14 protein-coding genes and 2 tRNA genes are annotated in these 15,845 nt (G+C 64.0%); 5 read left to right on the top strand and 11 right to left on the bottom strand.

Annotated features, from left to right (window positions below; all coding sequences use genetic code 11):
* The 3 genes from RIF85_RS10295 to RIF85_RS10285 all read left to right on the top strand — a co-directional run.
* Nucleotides 1-326 (top strand): DUF3515 family protein (locus RIF85_RS10295; RefSeq protein WP_309071818.1); only part of this gene is annotated, 326 nt, incomplete at its 5' end.
* 36 nt (nucleotides 327-362) lie between these two features.
* On the top strand, nucleotides 363-1,286 hold the full coding sequence (locus tag RIF85_RS10290) for an aldose-1-epimerase (protein WP_309071817.1): 924 nt from the start codon (nucleotides 363-365) through the stop codon (nucleotides 1,284-1,286).
* A gap of 13 nt (nucleotides 1,287-1,299) precedes the next feature.
* Entirely contained in the window at nucleotides 1,300-2,751 is a 1,452-nt protein-coding gene (locus tag RIF85_RS10285) for an insulinase family protein (protein ID WP_309071816.1), read from the top strand.
* Nucleotides 2,752-2,764: 13 nt separating this feature from the next.
* Here RIF85_RS10285 and RIF85_RS10280 read toward each other — a convergent pair whose 3' ends face one another.
* The 7 genes from RIF85_RS10280 to leuC all read right to left on the bottom strand — a co-directional run bounded on the left by RIF85_RS10280 (nucleotide 2,765) and on the right by leuC (nucleotide 10,348).
* Nucleotides 2,765-3,757: a LacI family DNA-binding transcriptional regulator gene (locus RIF85_RS10280; RefSeq protein ID WP_309071815.1), complete on the bottom strand. Its 993-nt coding sequence runs from the start codon at nucleotides 3,755-3,757 to the stop codon at nucleotides 2,765-2,767.
* A 19-nt stretch (nucleotides 3,758-3,776) separates the two neighbouring features.
* Nucleotides 3,777-4,919, bottom strand: a complete 1,143-nt coding sequence (locus RIF85_RS10275) for a D-alanine--D-alanine ligase family protein (RefSeq protein WP_375164396.1) — start codon at nucleotides 4,917-4,919, stop codon at nucleotides 3,777-3,779.
* On the bottom strand, nucleotides 4,907-5,932 hold the full coding sequence (locus RIF85_RS10270) for an NAD(P)H-dependent glycerol-3-phosphate dehydrogenase (RefSeq protein ID WP_309071813.1): 1,026 nt from the start codon (nucleotides 5,930-5,932) through the stop codon (nucleotides 4,907-4,909). Before RIF85_RS10270 ends, RIF85_RS10275 begins: the two co-directional genes overlap by 13 nt.
* Nucleotides 5,929-6,687: a lysophospholipid acyltransferase family protein gene (locus RIF85_RS10265; protein WP_309071812.1), complete on the bottom strand. Its 759-nt coding sequence runs from the start codon at nucleotides 6,685-6,687 to the stop codon at nucleotides 5,929-5,931. The genes RIF85_RS10270 and RIF85_RS10265 overlap by 4 nt, the downstream gene beginning before the upstream one ends.
* Before the next feature lie 18 nt (nucleotides 6,688-6,705).
* Nucleotides 6,706-8,049 (bottom strand): UDP-N-acetylglucosamine 1-carboxyvinyltransferase, encoded by a 1,344-nt coding sequence (gene murA / locus RIF85_RS10260; RefSeq protein WP_309071811.1) that lies wholly within the window; start codon nucleotides 8,047-8,049, stop codon nucleotides 6,706-6,708.
* 208 nt (nucleotides 8,050-8,257) lie between these two features.
* Nucleotides 8,258-8,857 (bottom strand): 3-isopropylmalate dehydratase small subunit, encoded by a 600-nt coding sequence (leuD, locus tag RIF85_RS10255; protein ID WP_309071810.1) that lies wholly within the window; start codon nucleotides 8,855-8,857, stop codon nucleotides 8,258-8,260.
* 30 nt (nucleotides 8,858-8,887) lie between these two features.
* Nucleotides 8,888-10,348: a 3-isopropylmalate dehydratase large subunit gene (gene leuC / locus RIF85_RS10250; protein ID WP_309071809.1), complete on the bottom strand. Its 1,461-nt coding sequence runs from the start codon at nucleotides 10,346-10,348 to the stop codon at nucleotides 8,888-8,890.
* A gap of 115 nt (nucleotides 10,349-10,463) precedes the next feature.
* Between leuC and RIF85_RS10245 the strand changes: the two genes are divergently transcribed.
* Entirely contained in the window at nucleotides 10,464-11,183 is a 720-nt protein-coding gene (locus RIF85_RS10245) for an IclR family transcriptional regulator (protein WP_309071808.1), read from the top strand.
* Between the two features lie 37 nt (nucleotides 11,184-11,220).
* Nucleotides 11,221-11,751 (top strand): DUF1697 domain-containing protein, encoded by a 531-nt coding sequence (locus RIF85_RS10240; protein WP_309071807.1) that lies wholly within the window; start codon nucleotides 11,221-11,223, stop codon nucleotides 11,749-11,751.
* A 55-nt stretch (nucleotides 11,752-11,806) separates the two neighbouring features.
* Here the strand turns inward: RIF85_RS10240 and RIF85_RS10235 are convergent, their stop codons facing one another.
* The 4 genes from RIF85_RS10235 to RIF85_RS10220 form a co-directional block, all read right to left on the bottom strand.
* Nucleotides 11,807-13,468: a GTPase gene (locus tag RIF85_RS10235; RefSeq protein WP_309071806.1), complete on the bottom strand. Its 1,662-nt coding sequence runs from the start codon at nucleotides 13,466-13,468 to the stop codon at nucleotides 11,807-11,809.
* Nucleotides 13,465-15,270: a dynamin family protein gene (locus RIF85_RS10230; RefSeq protein ID WP_309071805.1), complete on the bottom strand. Its 1,806-nt coding sequence runs from the start codon at nucleotides 15,268-15,270 to the stop codon at nucleotides 13,465-13,467. Before RIF85_RS10230 ends, RIF85_RS10235 begins: the two co-directional genes overlap by 4 nt.
* A gap of 105 nt (nucleotides 15,271-15,375) precedes the next feature.
* Nucleotides 15,376-15,448: transfer RNA gene (locus tag RIF85_RS10225), tRNA-Glu, on the bottom strand.
* A 130-nt stretch (nucleotides 15,449-15,578) separates the two neighbouring features.
* Nucleotides 15,579-15,650 (bottom strand) — tRNA-Gln (locus RIF85_RS10220).
* Between the last annotated feature and the right edge of the window lie 195 nt (nucleotides 15,651-15,845).

The following is a 15,845-nucleotide window of genomic DNA, read 5'->3' as shown; positions in this document are numbered from 1 at the left end:
TGAGGGAAACCAACAGTCAGGGCACAGCCGCCTGGGGCGACCCTTCGCAGGTTGTCCTTCGGTGCGGAATAGAGGTTCCGGGGCCCACCACGGACGCCTGTGCCTCGGTGAACGACGTCGACTGGATTATCCAGGAGTCCACAGAAACCGATGTCTGGACGGCCAGGACCTACGGCCGCAATCCCGCCGTCGAGGTTCTCTTCGATCCCAATCAGGTGGCGTCGAGCACGGTTCTCGTCGATCTAGGCGGTGCCGCCTCGCGGGTTGAGCAGACGGAGCAGTGCCTGAGCCTGAACGACACGGTGGAGTTGCCGGAGGAAGGCTGACACCGCCGTCGTTGTGACGTTCTACACTTGGGCTCGATGAAAACCACAGATTCCACGCCACTGTCCGGTACCCAGTACACCCTCGAGCACGGCGCCTACACAGCCTCGATTGCCAGCATCGGAGCCACCCTGCGGTACCTCCGCCACGACGACCGGGACCTCGTGGTTCCCTACGATGCTGAAGAGATTCGGCCCTCCTTTCGCGGCGCCGTGCTGGTGCCCTGGCCCAACCGCGTGGTCGACGGAAAGTATTCGTTCAACGGCCAATCGCACCAACTGGCACTGACGGAGCCGCAGCGGTCCCACGCGATCCACGGCCTGCTCGGCTGGGTTGACTGGACCCTGGCGGATCAGTCGACGGCTTCCGTGCGGCTGACGGCTTCGGTTATCCCGCAGAAGGGCTACCCATTCCGGCTGGAAGTCGAGGTTCTCTACACCCTCGACGACGACGGCCTCACCACAACCATCTCCGCTCTCAACACAGGCGGCCAGGCCGCACCGTACGGTGCGTCCGCGCACCCTTACCTGGTTGCCGGCGTCGGGCTCGTGGACGACTGGACCCTGCAGGTTCCCGCGTCCTCGGTTCTCCAGGTCACCGAGGACCGACTGATCCCAACGGAACTCACCGGCGTCACGTCGTCGCACTTTGATTTCCGCGAGCCGCGTGTCATCGGCGACACCTTCGTTGACCACGCCTACACGGACATCAATTACGACGACGGTGCTGCCACCGTCTCAGTGCTGGCCGCGGACGGCCGCGGGGCGGCCATCACCTTCGACGAGTCGTGTGCCTGGGTGCAGATCCATACGGCGGACAAGCCTGACCCTTCCGTGTCCCGACTCGGTCTTGCCGCCGAACCCATGACCTGTCCTCCGGACGCTTTCAACTCCGGGACAGATCTGATCGTGTTGGAGCCGGGCGACACCCACTCGGTCGGCTGGCGTCTCCACGCCCTTTAGGCCTGCGTTCGCTATGACGCTCAATACAGACGTGGTCGATGGCGTCCCGGTGTTTTGGCTTGACCTGCCGGGGCCGCTGGCGGCAGAACTGATCTTCCGGGCAGGTGTCCGGGATGAGACTTTCATGACCGCCGGCATCACCCATCTGGCGGAGCACCTCATCATGGCACAGGCGTCCGACGGTCGTGACGCCACAAACGCCATGGTCGAACCCTCCATGACAACCTTCAGCACGTCCGGGAGACCGGAGACCGTGGTCGCTTTCCTGTCTGCCCTGTGCGCCGCGATCAGCTCGCCGTCTTTCGAACGGCTCCCCGTGGAGAAGAAGGTACTGGAAGCGGAAGGCGGCTCGGTCGTGAACTCGGCAGTTTCCCGGCATCTGCGCCGGAGATTCGGTGTGCGATCGCTGGGCCTTACGGACGTCGCGCCCCATGGGCTGCGGTTAATTGACGAGGAAGCAGTTCGCAACCATATCCGCACCTATTTCACGCAACAGAACGCCGTGCTCGTCCTGAGCGGCCCGCCGCCGCAGGACTTACGTCTCCTGCTGCCATCAGGAGAACCCCGTACCCCGGCCCCAGCACCTCGTGTGGACCTGCCTTACCCGATGTGGTTTGAGCAGGACGGACCGCAACTTAGCTTGTCCTTCGAGCTGCCTGTCCTGTCGGATGTAGAAACCGAAGGGGTTTTCCTTCTCTCCTCCCTCATCCGTCGAACGGTGATTCATGAACTGCGGCATTCAAGGGGCTGGATCTACGAGGTTGACATTGAGCCTGTCCTGGATATCGATGGCAGGGGCATCCTGTGCGTGCTGACGGATCCGCCGGCTCACCATGTCGACGATGTGTTGGCCGGCCTTCTCCGAATCCTCCGATCCATGAGTGAACGGGGTCCTTCGACTCTCGACATCGAAGACAGTGTTCGCGAACTGCAGGAGTATCTCGATGACCCCGGCAACGCCATGGATGAGGCAATTGCCGCAGCCCGCAACCACCTGATGAACTACCCTGCGCTGACTGCAATCGAGAAGATGGAACTGGTCCATCGAGTCGCGCCGGAGACGTGCAAGCGTGTTCTGACACTGCTTGAGGAGACCCTCGTGGTCGGCATGCCGGAAGGCTGTTTCCCGGTCGATGAAAGCCTCGTTGCTGAGCATGCTCGCCACTATCCTGCCATCAGGGGTGAACGGTTTCGACGAGGCCTGCGCGGAGCGGTCACCGGAGTTCCTGCCCGCGCGCAACTGGTAGTCGGTGACGCCGGGGTGAGCTTCAGCGATGGTGTGTACTGCTCGATCCTCTGGAATGACGTTGAGGTCCTGGAGGAGTTGGAGCCCGGTCTGATCACCTTGACCTCATCTACGGGACTGTCCATCGACCTGAGCGCCACATGGTTCAGCCAAGGCAGTCGGGCCATCCAGATGATTCGAGAGAAGGTTCCGACCGCGAAAGTCATCCGGGCGGAATGAAGTGGGTCTTTCGTCAGGCGCCTTGAACAGGCCCGGTGGATCCGCGCACCAGGAACTCGGGTCGGAATGAGACCGACGCAGGGCTGTCGTCGTTCATCACCGCTTCGATTGCCGCTGCCACGATCGATGACTCATCCCAGCCGAAGGTGGTGAGCGCAGGGCTCACCAGCGGGGCCAACTCGCTGTCATCGAAGCCGAGTATGGAGATGTCCCCGGGAATGGACAGGGCAAGAGATTGGGCCGCCCGGTAGGCGCCGAAGGCCAGGGAATCGCTCAGGCACAGCAGCGCCGTCGGGCGCGGTGAACCTGTGAGGAGAACGGTGGCAGCTTGCGCGGCTCCCGACACCGACGACGTCGATGCCGCGACCGCGACGCTCAAGCCCATCTCCGCGCCCAGCCTTTCGACCAGGAGCTGCGCAGGACGTCCCGGCGTGGACGGCAGCGACGGGGCGAGCAGACCCACCGACCGATGCCCCAGCCCCTCGAGGTGACGCAGGGCGGCGCCGATCCCGAACTCGTTATCGAACAGGACGGTCCGGGCAACCGGACGGTGGAGCAGCGCGTCCCCCACCGACACCAGCCGGATACGTTCCGGAACGTCCGCCCAGTATCCGGCAGAAGGATCGACAGGAAGCACTATCGCGGCGTCCACCCTACGCATGGCAAGCGTACGCAGTGCTTTCTGCTCGCGTTCGGGAGAAGTGTCCACGTTCGCAATCGCAGAGAACATGCCGCGGTTGTGTAAGGCCTCGGACAGCATGACCGCCAGGCCCTGCCGCCAAAGATCCCCCAATGGACCAATGATTGCGACATTGCTGCTTCGTCCGCCGGCGAGGGCCCGGGCAACAGGGTCCGCAGTCCAACCCATCTCGCGAGCTATTGCCTGTACCCGGGCAACCGTCTTTTCTGATCCCCGCAGTCCGCGCAAGGCATAGGACGTGGCGGCTTTCGAGAGGCCCGCCGCAAGGGCGATGTCCCGGAGGGTAGGCCGTTTCGGCTCGTTCATCAGCCGGTTCCTGCCGCTTCTAGCGCAGGCCTGTCCTGCGTTCGAGCGCCAACTCAATCAGCTCATCGATCAGCTCCGTGTAGGTGAGCCCGGATTTGGCCCACATCTGGGGGTACATGCTGATGGGCGTGAATCCCGGCATCGTGTTGATTTCGTTGATAATGAGTTCACCGGCGGGCGTATAGAAGAAATCGACGCGTGAAAGCCCTTCCGTGCCAAGGGCGTCGAAGGCGCGGGCGGCGAGTTCGCGGACACGGTCCGTCACGTTCGGCGGGAGGTCGGCCGGGCAGCTCAGCTCAGCTGCGGAACCATCAACGTACTTGGCCTCGAAGTCGTACCACTCATGTTCGCCGGGCTGTACAGCGATCTCACCGGGCAGGCTGGTCCTCGGCTCATCCATTCCGCGGCCCTGCAGGACTGCAACTTCGATTTCGCGTCCGACGATTCCTGCCTCAACGATCACCTTCGGGTCGAACGCGCGTGCCGTCTCGACGGCGTCCTCCAGTTCCTCCGGTGTGGTGGCACGCGAGATACCCATGGAGGATCCCGCACGGGCAGGCTTGACGAAGACGGGGAAGCCGAGTTGTGAGGCGCGCTCAAGGCATGCGGAGCGGTTGCGTGTCCAGTCGCGGTCGGTGAACACTTCGTAGGGCCCGACCGAGAGCCCGGCGGAAGCGAACACCACTTTCATGTAGTGCTTGTCCATCCCGACGGCGGACGCCAGAACGCCGGCTCCGACGTAACGCACGTCCGCCATTTCAAGCATGCCCTGCAGGGTGCCGTCCTCACCGAAGGGCCCATGCAGGAGCGGCAGCACCACGTCGACTGCTCCGAGGCTGCGCGGCATCTGCTCCGATGCCGTGACAACGAGTTCCTGCGCAGCTCCGCCGTCGGACGCAGTTGCAAGCACCACCGACTCGGGCGACACAGGCACTTCGGGGAGCACCGTCGACCGCAGCGACCACTGGGCCGGGTCGGACGAGACCAGAGACCACTGGCCGTTCTTCGCTATGCCGACCGGAACGACGTCGTACTTGTTGCGGTCGATTGCGTCCAGCACACCGGCGGCAGTTACGCAGCTGACGGCATGTTCACTCGAACGCCCGCCGAAAAGCACGAGAACACGGGGCTTCGAAGATGAGGTCACAGTTAGCCTTCGGATTTCAGTTCGCGGGCCAGCAGTCGCGGGCCGAGGTCATGTACGGACAGGTTTCCCTGAAGTACGGCAACAACACTATCCGTAATCGGCATGTAGACATCGAGTTGGCGCGCCAGGTCAAGCACCGCCTGGGCTGACTTGATGCCCTCGGCCGTCTGGTTCATGTGCGCCGTCACCTCATCGAGCGTGAGCCCCTGTCCAAGCAGCCTGCCCGCTGTGTGGTTGCGCGAGAGCGACGAGGAACACGTGGCAATGAGGTCCCCCATACCGGCAAGGCCCGACATCGTTTCCGGTTCACCGCCCAGCGCAACAGCAAGACGAGTGGTCTCAGTCAGCCCGCGCGTGATGACGGATGCCTTGGTGTTGTCACCCATCTGCTTTCCCTCGCAGATACCCACAGCGAGAGCAATCACGTTCTTCACGATGCCGCCGATCTCCACACCCACCACATCGGTATTGGTGTAAGGGCGGAAGTACGTTGCCGTACACGTAGCGGCGATCCAGGTTGCCACCTCGGCATCCGGGCATGCCACCACCGACGCGGTGGGCTCACAACGCGCTATCTCCATCGCGAGGTTCGGACCGGAAACAACCGCGATGCGGTCCTGAGGCAGGCCGAGTTCCTCGGCGAGCACCTGGCTCATGCGGGCGTCGGTTCCGACCTCAAGTCCCTTCATGAGGGAGACGACCACGGCGTCGGGCGAAATCAGCGGCTTCCAGGCCGACAGCTGGGACCGCAGGGACTGGGCGGGAACGGCGATGACGACCAGCTCAACCCCGTCGAGGACGTCCGCGACGTCGATGGAGCATCGAATGTTATCCGGCAGCACTGTGTCGCCGAGATATCGGCTATTCGTATGGCTGGTGTTGATCTCGCGGGCAATTTCCTCGCGTCGTGCCCACAGGCGGACCTGGGTACCGTGGCGTTCCCCTGCGTCCGCGAGCACCTTCGCGAAGGTCGTCCCCCAACTGCCTGACCCAAGGACGGCGACGGCGGCGGGAGGCCGACGCGTCACTGAACCTCACCCGTGGAGGACCCGAAGTTCCTGCCCGTGGTCTTCTGGTTCCGTGCCGCCGGATCCCAGCGCTCTGCCGGCGGCGTCTCACCGCGCAGCTCCGCGACAAGCCCGGTCAGCGCGTCCATGATGCGGTTGGTTGCCGCCTCCAGTGTGGTGCGGGTGACGGGACCGCCCTGGAGATCCGACAGGTCGACGGGCTTCCCGACGAGTACACGTGAAGTCTTGCGCGGGAACAGGTACAACCGCTTCGCATACCGGGGGAAGACCTCCTGGGCGCCCCAGTGCGCAATGGGCACCACCGGTGCACCGGTTTGCAGGGCCAGGCGTGCTGCCCCGGTGCGGCCTTTCATGGGCCACATGTCCGGATCCCTGGTCAGGGTGCCTTCGGGGTAGATAATGATTCCCCCGCCACCCTCAATGGCTTCCCTGGCGACCTCCAGTGAGTGGTTCGCTCCCGCCGTCGTGCGTTCCACCGGCACCTGCAGGGTGGTTCGCAGAACCGCACCCACCACCGGGATCCTGAACAGGGACGCCTTCGCAAGGAAGTGCGGCAGGACCTTGTTGTTGTAGAGGAAGTGTCCAATCACGATCGGGTCGATTTCCGTGACGTGGTTGGGGCACACGATGAAACCGGTATCGCGGGGAAGGTTCTCAGCGCCCTTCCACTCCTTGGCCATCATGGCATTCATGAGGGGCCGCAGGATGGTGGCGAGAACCGCGAACGTTGCGCGGGACGATGCTGGTTCGGTCATGCCGGCGTGCGACCGCGGTTAGCGGCCGATTCCTGAATCCGAGGATTCGGCGACGTCGAAGTCCGCTCCCAGCGCCTCGAGCTTGTCCTGGAAGCGCTCGTAGCCACGGTTGATCAACTCGATGCCGGTCACGCGGGAGGTGCCCACCGCCGCAAGAGCCGCAATGAGGTGACTGAAGCCGCCGCGCAGATCAGGAACGTCGATGTCGGTGCCGTGCAGCTGAACAGGCCCGGAGATGACCGCCGAGTGCAGGAAGTTGCGCTGGCCGAAACGGCAGGGAACACTGCCGAGACATTCGCGGTGCACCTGGATATTCGCGCCCATGCGCACCAGCGCATCGGTGAAACCGAACCGGTTCTCATACACGGTCTCGTGCACGATCGACACGCCCTCGGCCTGGGTGAGCGCAACCACCAGGGGCTGCTGCCAGTCGGTCATGAAGCCGGGGTGGACGTCGGTCTCCAGCACCAACGGTGAGAGCTTGCCGCCCGGGTGGTAGAAACGGATGCCGTCGTCGTTCACGTCGAACGCTCCGCCGATCTTGCGGTACGTGTTCAGGAACGCTGTGAGGTCAAGCTGGCGGGCACCCTCGACATAGATGTCACCGCGGGTGACCAACGCCGCCGACGCCCACGATGCCGTTTCGTTGCGGTCGGAGATTGCCTTGTGGTTGAAGCCGCCAAGTTCCTTGACGCCCTCAATGCGGATAGTGCGATCCGTCTGGACGGTGATGATGGCGCCCATTTTCTGGAGGACGGCAATGAGGTCCATGATTTCCGGTTCGACGGCGGCACCGCTCAGTTCGGTGATGCCCTCGGCACGGGTGGCGGTCAGCAGCACCTGCTCTGTGGCGCCGACGCTCGGGTACGGAAGCTCAAGTTTGGCGCCGTGGAGACCCTTTGGAGCAGAGATGGAAATGCCGCCGGGCCGCTTGTCGACAACAGCGCCGAAGTTGCGGAGAACCTGCAGGTGGTAATCGATGGGACGATCGCCGATCTTGCAGCCGCCCAGGTCGGGAATGAAGGCCTCGCCGATGCTGTGCATCAGGGGACCGCAGAACAGGATGGGGATCCGTGAGTCTCCCGCATGGGCGTCGATGTCCTTCGACGCCGCCATCTTGGCGTTCGCGGGGTCCATGGTGAGGTCGCCCGTCACCGGATCCTTGCTCACCTCGACGCCGTGCAGCTTCAGCAGGCTCGTGACGACGTCGACGTCCTTGATTTCCGGGACGTTCCGCAGCACAGACGGCGCACTTCCCAGCAGGGCCGCGACCATGGCTTTCGGCACCAGATTCTTGGCACCGCGGACGGTCACCTTTCCTGCAAGAGGGACACCACCACGGATGGTCAGAACGCTACCCATGAACACCTATTTCCTTCAACGTGTAAGCCCCAACAGCAGATAAGACCCCTGCTAAGCATAGGAGCTACTGTTACCAGACTGAAATACCGTTAGCTTCGGGGCGAGGCTGTGTCGGGATCGGACCGGTCCCGTCGTGAAGTGCAAACAGTCGGGTGCAGCACTAAATTCCGGCAGGAAACGTGATTCTTGTTGCACCTGCCCGGAGGCTCTAGGTTCGGGCGGGCAACGTGGTTGGTTTGTAGCTTGGCCGCTGCGCCTCATACGCCGTGATTGTCTCCTCATGGCGAAGGGTCAGGCCGATGTCGTCGAGTCCTTCAAGAAGACGCCAGCGCGTGTAGTCGTCGATCTGGAACGGCGCGATGATGGACCCGCAGGTGACCAGCCGAGACTCAAGGTCGACGGTGACCTCCGTGCCGGGGTGGTTCTCGAGTTCCTTCCAGATCAGCTCGATGTCATCCTGGGCTACCTGGGCTGCCACCAGCCCCTGCTTACCGGAATTGCCGCGGAAGATGTCGGCGAAGCGGGAGGAGATGACTGCCCGGAACCCGAAGTCCTTCAAGGCCCACACGGCATGTTCCCGGGACGAGCCGGTGCCGAAGTCCGGCCCGGCCACCAGCACCGAACCGCGGTTGAACGGTTCCCTGTTCAGGATGAAGGTCTCGTCCTTGCGCCATGCGGCGAAGAGCGCGTCTTCGAAGCCGGTACGGGTGATGCGCTTCAGGTAGACGGCGGGGATGATCTGGTCAGTGTCCACGTTGCTCTGGCGCAACGGAACGCCGATGCCTGTGTGCGTGGTGATCTTTTCCATGGTGCTCCTTCGAAGATTGCCTTGCTCAGGCTAGGCCGCGTGGCTGGTGGACGTCTCGCGTACGGCGGGCGGTACGGGGTCCAGGTCTGACGGTGAGCTCAGCGTTCCGCGTACCGCAGTCGCGGCGGCCACGACGGGTGAAACCAGGTGGGTACGCCCGCCCTTGCCCTGCCGGCCTTCGAAGTTCCGGTTCGACGTCGAAGCGCACCGTTCGCCCGGGGCGAGCTGATCCGGGTTCATACCCAGGCACATCGAGCAGCCGGCGAAACGCCATTCGGCGCCGAAGTCCTTGAACACCTTGTCCAGTCCTTCGGCTTCGGCTTCCAGGCGGACACGGGCGGAGCCGGGCACGACCATCATGCGGATGTTCGGGTCCTTCTGGCGCCCTCGGATGATATCCGCGGCCAGCCGCAGGTCCTCGACCCGACTGTTGGTGCACGACCCCAGGAACACAGTGTCTACACGGATGTCCTTCATGGGTGTACCGGCGTCCAGTGCCATGTACTCGAGGGCGCGCTGACAGGCCGCCTTCTCGTTCTCGTCGGCGAAGTCCTCCGGCGAAGGAACAGCCTGGCTCAGCGAGACGCCCTGGCCGGGGTTGGTCCCCCAGGTAACGAAGGGTTCGAGTTCGTCCGCGTCCAGGAAGACCTCAGCGTCAAAGGTCGCGTCGTCGTCGGTACGCAGGGTGCGCCAGTTCTCGACGGCGGCATCCCAGTCCTCGCCCTGCGGTGCGTGCGCGCGCCCCTTGAGGTACTCGAAGGTGGTTTCATCAGGGGCGACCATTCCGGCGCGTGCGCCGGCTTCGATCGACATGTTGCAGATGGTCATGCGCGCGTCCATGGAGAGTGCACGGATGGCGGAACCGCGGTACTCAAGGACGTAACCCTGACCGCCGCCGGTGCCGATCTTGGCGATGACGGCAAGGATGATGTCCTTCGATGTCACGCCGGGCTTGAGCGTTCCTTCGACGTTGATTGCCATGGTCTTGAAGGGCGTCAGGGAGAGTGTCTGGGTAGCCATGACGTGTTCGACCTCGGAGGTTCCGATGCCCATGGCCAGCGCTCCAAAAGCACCGTGTGTGGAGGTATGCGAGTCTCCACACACTACGGTGAGGCCGGGCTGTGTAAGGCCCAACTGCGGACCGATGATGTGCACGATCCCCTGCTGTGCGTCACCCAGCGAGTGCAGCCTTACGCCGAACTCCTTGCAGTTTGCCCTCAGCGTCTCGATTTGCGTACGGCTGGTTGGGTCTGCAATGGGACGATCGATGTCGATCGTCGGAGTGTTGTGATCCTCGGTGGCGATCGTCAGGTCGGGCCGGCGGAGCTTCCTGCCTGCAAGACGGAGGCCCTCGAATGCCTGCGGTGAGGTGACCTCATGCACGAGGTGCAGGTCAATGTAGAGCAGGTCGGGTTCAGCCTGTCCGTTGACGACCTCGCCCTTGCGCACGATGTGCGATTCCCAGACTTTTTCTGCGAGCGTCTTGCCCATGGCCGGTTCCTCCGCGTGCCTTCGATCAGATCTTCCAACAACTGAAGCAGGAGCGCGATGCCCGGCGCCAGTCCAGCGACTTGCGTCTCAGATATTGAGACGGCAATATCAGGTTATGGACAATTCTAGTGGCGTCGGCGTCATTGATAAAGCGGCTCTTGTGCTCGATGCCCTGGAAGCCGGGCCCACTACTCTCGCGCAGCTCGTGACCTCGACCGGTCTCGCCCGCCCCACGGTGCACCGCCTCGCCCTCGCGCTTGTTCACCACCGTCTGGTCAGCAGGGACATTCAGGGACGCTTCGTTCTGGGCAGCCGCCTCGTGGAGTTGGCATCAGCCGCCGGCGAGGATCGCCTCATTGCTTCAGCCGGTCCCGTCCTGCTGCAGCTCCGCGACGCCACCGGGGAAAGCGCTCAGCTCTTCCGGCGCCAGGGGGACGCCCGTGTCTGCGTGGCGTCCGCAGAGCGCCCTATCGGCCTTCGCGACACCATTCCGGTCGGCACCCAGCTGTCCATGAGGGCAGGATCGGCAGCACAGTGCCTCCTCGCCTGGGAGGACCACGACCGGTTGCTCAAGGGACTCCAGAACGCCCGCTTCACGCCCACGGTGCTTGCCGGAGTACGACGGCGGGGCTGGGCGCAGAGTCTTGGCGAGCGTGAGGCGGGGGTAGCCTCCGTGTCGGCCCCGGTCCGTGGTCCGTCCGGCCGTGTCATTGCCGCAGTCTCGATCTCCGGACCGATCGAGCGGCTTACGCGCCAGCCCGGGCGGATCCATGCCGAGGTCGTGGTGAGCGCGGCAGCCCAGCTCACCAGCGCTATCGGCAAGTCCGCGGAATAGCGGATCTTTTGCGCAGGCACGGCGTTACGCTGTGGCCATGACCAGGTACGCAGTGTTCCTTCGCGGTGTGAACGTCGGCGGTATCACCATCAAGTCCGCCGACCTCCGGGAGACTCTGGAGACACTTCCGGTCTCGGACGTGAAGACCCTCCTGGCCTCCGGCAATGTGGTCTGCAGCAGCGACCTCTCGCAGCTCGATCTGAAGTCACAGAGCGAGCATGCCCTGCGGCAACGTTTCGGATATGTTGCGTGGGTGGTTGTGCTGCCGGCGGAGACCGTCGAAAGCATCGTCGCGGAGTGTCCCTTCCCCGCCGATGATCCCGGTCTTCACACCTACCTCACGCTGTTCTCCGACCCGGAGGTCCTGGCCGAATTCGTTGACTTCGCCCGATCGATCGACGAACCGGTGCACTCGCTGGGAACCATCGCAGTCGCGTGGCAGGCACCGAAGGGCGGCACGCTCGAAAGTCCGCTGAACGCTTTCAGTAACAAGGCCCGCTTCAAGAGCGCAACGACCACACGGAACCTTCGCACGATGCAAAAGGTGCTTGGTGCCCTCCGCGCCTGATCGTCGAGCACCTAGTCGTCCAGCACCTGATCATCAAGCATTCTGGAGCGCACGATCACCGACGGGCAGCCGCCCTACCCACGGCCTGCACGAAGCTGTTGTAGCGCTCGATTTCGGCGGCAGCGGGGCCGACCGCAACCGCTTCCGCCGTCTCCGTGATGGAGGCGACCAGCCGTCGTCGTACTCGCTTGCCGCGTCTGCGTGCCCCCAACCGGGCCAGGGCGGCACACAGAATACCGACGGCGATTCCCGCCACCACTCCCCCGACCGCCAGCAGCGTGGGGACCGGAATTCCCTCCACCCGTGGTGATTCAGGAACCGGGAACTGAAGGAATCCGAGTCCGGCCAGGACCGCCAACCATCCGATGCCGACCACCATGGCCGCAAGGAACAACCACTGCAAAACCCCTGCGACCGGCCACCACCACGCCCGTGAGCCGGAGGAGAAGTCCGTGCGCGCAACCGCCTCGTCGAGACGCTCGAGCAGTTCAGGTTCAGGGCTCCTGGCGGCATCGCGGATGGCCGTCCGCCAAGGCTCGACTGCCCCGGCTGAGAGTTCCTCCCCGAACGTCCGCAGTGCCCGGTCAACGGACGCCCGCTGCGCAGGGCCCGGCTCCGGCAGGGAGGTGCGTCCGACGAACTCCTGTACGTCGCCGCGCCTGAGATTCAGGCGCCGTAGAGGATCCGCGCGCAGGTTCCCGAGCCACCGAGTCACCGGCCATCCCGTGACTGCGTGGGCATCCCGGCGGTAGGAGCGCACGACGGCGTCAATGACCGCGTCGGCGCCTGTCGCGTCGGCGAGTCGGTCAGCAAGAGCGGTACGTGCCGCTTTCGACGGCGGTGGAAGCTCAGGACCCGTGAACTCCCTCAACGAGTCAACCGCTACATCCACGTCGGCCGACAGCCGCCCGGTGGCCGCTTCCTTCCGCCGCACGATCGCACGGACTTCCTCCGCCAGCGACCTCAGGCCCGTACCGTTCACCGCAGAGACAGCATGTACAACAGCAGATCCATGTCCTTCCCCGGCAAGGATCTGCTTCAGCGACCGGGTCACCTGGGCGAGATCGTTCTCAGAGAGCCGGTCCGACTGGTTGAGCGCTACCAGGATGACGGCCTCATGCGTTGCCAGGGGCTCGAGGAACTCACGATGCAGCGAAGCATCAGCGTACTTCTGCGGATCAGTGACCCACAGCAGCACGTCCACCTGCCCCGCAAGGCGTTCCACGATGACACGGTGACCCAGCGCCGTTGAATCGAAATCGGGCAGGTCCAGCAGAATCAGCCCGCCCTCATCGCCGTCATCCCTCTTGGCTCGCCGGCTGCCATTACCGGGAACCGGCAGTAATGGCGCACCGTCAGGCATCACATGGCGGTTCGAAACCTGCAGCCAGTCGAGCAGGTCTGAGCTTCCGTCTTCGTCCCAGATCACAGCGAGCGGTTCAGCAGTGGTTGGGCGACGGGCGGCTACACGCGCAAGGTCGGTGCCCGTCAGTGCGTTGAGGAGCGACGACTTCCCGCTACCCGTAGGACCGAAGATACCGACGACCGTGTGCGCCGACGAGAGCGACCGACGCGAGCTAGCCCGGTCCAGCACCCCGTAGACCGCACCCAGTTGGTGTTCATCGACGCGTCCCTCAGCGAGTTCGCGGGCAGTGTTGAGCGATTCAAGGCGGATCTGTAGTCGGGAGGACGATGCCTCGCCGCGGTGACGGCTCACTGCCCGCCCTCCGGCGTCGGGCCATCATTTCGCAGGTCCTCGGCCACGGACCGCCGCTCGGTGAGGCTGGCGGCCAGCTCGCGGAGGTCCTCTGACGCTGGTTCGCCCTCGAGGATCGCAAGCTTGTCAGTGAAACGCTCACGTTCCGCGTCGAGCAATTTCTCGCACCTCTCCTGCAGCTGCAGTCGCGCTGTCCGGGTCAGCCGGCGGACTGCCTCCTCACCGAAAACCGCTTCGAGCAATTTTTGCCCGATCACAGCTGAACCGCCCGCGATGAGCACCTCACCACCGGTGAGACCGGCTGTCGAAGCAAACACCACGATCATGAGAGCCACGGCTACCCCATTGACTCCGAACGAGAGCATTCTGGCAGCAAAGCGTTTGTCCGCGCCCTCCGAACGGACCAGGTCCAGCAGGTCCTTTTGCCAGGCCCGGATTTCTCGCACAACAAGCTCGTTGAAATCGGGTGGCATGGCGGGGTTTCCGGACTCCAGCAGCGTCCGCCCGGCAGATTCCGCCCGCCACTGCCGCTCGGTGCGATCGGCTGCTTTAGCGGCTTCCTCCACGATCACGGTCTGAAGCCCGCTTTCGATTGCGGTCTCGACGGTGACAGCTCGTGGAGGCTTGCCCGTGAGGAAACCGCCGATGCGGTCGCGGATCCGCCCGACAGTTGATTCGAGACCGCGCATGAACTCACCAGTGCCAACGAAGTCCTGCCAGCGGGCAAGCACCTCACCGCGTAGCAGCGTGCCGTCCTTGGTGGATTCGAGTACGGCATCAAGCGCGGTCCGGTAGGACTCGCGCGCAACTTCCTCGAGCCGTCCTGCCGTTTCGACCTGGCGGTCCTGTGCGTCTGCCACCTTCTCCACCCGATGACCCAGCGCGCGCAGGGCGCCCTCCAGCGTACGGCGGGCAATCTCCCGGCGGCCCTCAGCATCGACCGAGATAGCGCGAAGCCAGCGCCGCAACGGGTCGACGCTCTCCGGCGGCAACATGCCTAGAGGATTGAGCTTCTCCTCGGGAATCACGAAGATCGGTGCATGGCCCAACTCTTCGGCCGCGAGCAGCGTGTGCAGGTCAGCCCGGACCTCCTCCTCCACACCGTGCGGTACCCGGTCGAGAACGACGGCGAGCAGAATGTCGCGCTGGGCCGCTTCCCTGAGCAGATGCCAGGGCACAGCGTCGGCATAGCGGTTGGCAGTGGTGACGAACAGCCACAGGTCAGCGGCCGCGAGCAGTTGGGATGCCAGGCGACGGTTCTCATCAGCAATCGAGTCGATATCCGGAGCGTCCAGCAGCGCAAGGCCCAGGGGAATGGTGGGGTCCGGCTGCAGCAGTAGCTGAGCTGCAGAGCCGGAGTCCTGCACCGAGGCAATCTGGGAAGCGGGCACCGCTCCCCCGTCCGGGTCAACGACGACGGCGCGCTGCCGGCTCAGTGAAGGCAGCACACGGTCGCCGGCGAACCAGTGTCCCTCCGCGGGGTGATGCAGCAGGATCGGTTGGCGGGTGGTGGGGCGGATGGCGCCCGACCGGGTAACAGGGTGGCCCACCAGTGCGTTCACGAGGGTTGACTTGCCTGCGCCCGTGGACCCGCCGACAACTGCCAGAAGCGGCGCATCGAGGCTCTTGATGCGCGGAAGAATGTAGTCGTCGAGCTGTGCTGCCGCGGCTCGGGCTTCCAGTCGGGCATCGGGTGCCCCAGCAGACTCCAGCGGAAAGCTGAGGCGGTTAAGGATTTCACGCACCCGGCCGAGCAATTCGGCAAGCCCCGCAACGTCAGCATCCGGCAGCGAGGCAGTCATGGTCCCATCATGCCAGTTCTGCTGGTCGTCGTCGGGATTTGAGGGCGCAGCTGCCGTTTAAACGAAAATTCCGCCCCAACCATGATGGTTGAGGCGGAACTCTTGTGACCCCAGCGGGATTCGAACCCGCGTTACCGCCGTGAGAGGGCGGCGTACTAGGCCGCTATACGATGGGGCCAGTACTGTTTTGTCTGCCGGTTTCCCGCCAAACGAGCTAGATGATTGTTTCACATCTGCTGCTGCGGTCCAAATCGAGCGGTTCGCAATTCCTGCGTGGCGATCTGCTCAAAATGTGCCGCTATACAGCGCTGGGGTACCAGGACTCGAACCTAGAATGTTGGTACCAGAAACCAATGTGTTGCCAATTACACCATACCCCAATGGCACTTTCCGGCGGTTTTTCCTGCTTCGCAGGAGGTCAACCCCGTCCGCGCCGAGATACGACTTTACCGGATGTCCGGCACGATTCGCAAAACGTCCCGGAGGGAGGTGATTCGACGGCCGATGAAGCCGGATTCCTGCACCCCGCTACGGTCCAGCCATACGCCGACCAGGCCGGCACTCTCGGCGCCCTG

Source organism: Arthrobacter sp. (genome assembly GCF_031179385.1).
Taxonomy (GTDB): Bacteria; Actinomycetota; Actinomycetes; order Actinomycetales; family Micrococcaceae; genus Arthrobacter_D.
This window is presented reverse-complemented; position numbering and strand designations above follow the sequence as displayed.

What these genes read in the sequence shown, in the direction of transcription:
- RIF85_RS10290 (WP_309071817.1), top strand. Translation starts at nt 363, where the DNA reads ATGAAAACCACAGATTCCACGCCACTGTCCGGTACCCAGTACACCCTC.
- RIF85_RS10285 (WP_309071816.1), top strand. Translation starts at nt 1,300, where the DNA reads ATGACGCTCAATACAGACGTGGTCGATGGCGTCCCGGTGTTTTGGCTT.
- RIF85_RS10280 (WP_309071815.1), bottom strand. Translation starts at nt 3,757, where the DNA reads ATGAACGAGCCGAAACGGCCTACCCTCCGGGACATCGCCCTTGCGGCG.
- RIF85_RS10265 (WP_309071812.1), bottom strand. Translation starts at nt 6,687, where the DNA reads ATGACCGAACCAGCATCGTCCCGCGCAACGTTCGCGGTTCTCGCCACC.
- murA (WP_309071811.1), bottom strand. Translation starts at nt 8,049, where the DNA reads ATGGGTAGCGTTCTGACCATCCGTGGTGGTGTCCCTCTTGCAGGAAAG.
- leuD (WP_309071810.1), bottom strand. Translation starts at nt 8,857, where the DNA reads ATGGAAAAGATCACCACGCACACAGGCATCGGCGTTCCGTTGCGCCAG.
- leuC (WP_309071809.1), bottom strand. Translation starts at nt 10,348, where the DNA reads ATGGGCAAGACGCTCGCAGAAAAAGTCTGGGAATCGCACATCGTGCGC.
- RIF85_RS10245 (WP_309071808.1), top strand. Translation starts at nt 10,464, where the DNA reads ATGGACAATTCTAGTGGCGTCGGCGTCATTGATAAAGCGGCTCTTGTG.
- RIF85_RS10240 (WP_309071807.1), top strand. Translation starts at nt 11,221, where the DNA reads ATGACCAGGTACGCAGTGTTCCTTCGCGGTGTGAACGTCGGCGGTATC.
- RIF85_RS10230 (WP_309071805.1), bottom strand. Translation starts at nt 15,270, where the DNA reads ATGACTGCCTCGCTGCCGGATGCTGACGTTGCGGGGCTTGCCGAATTG.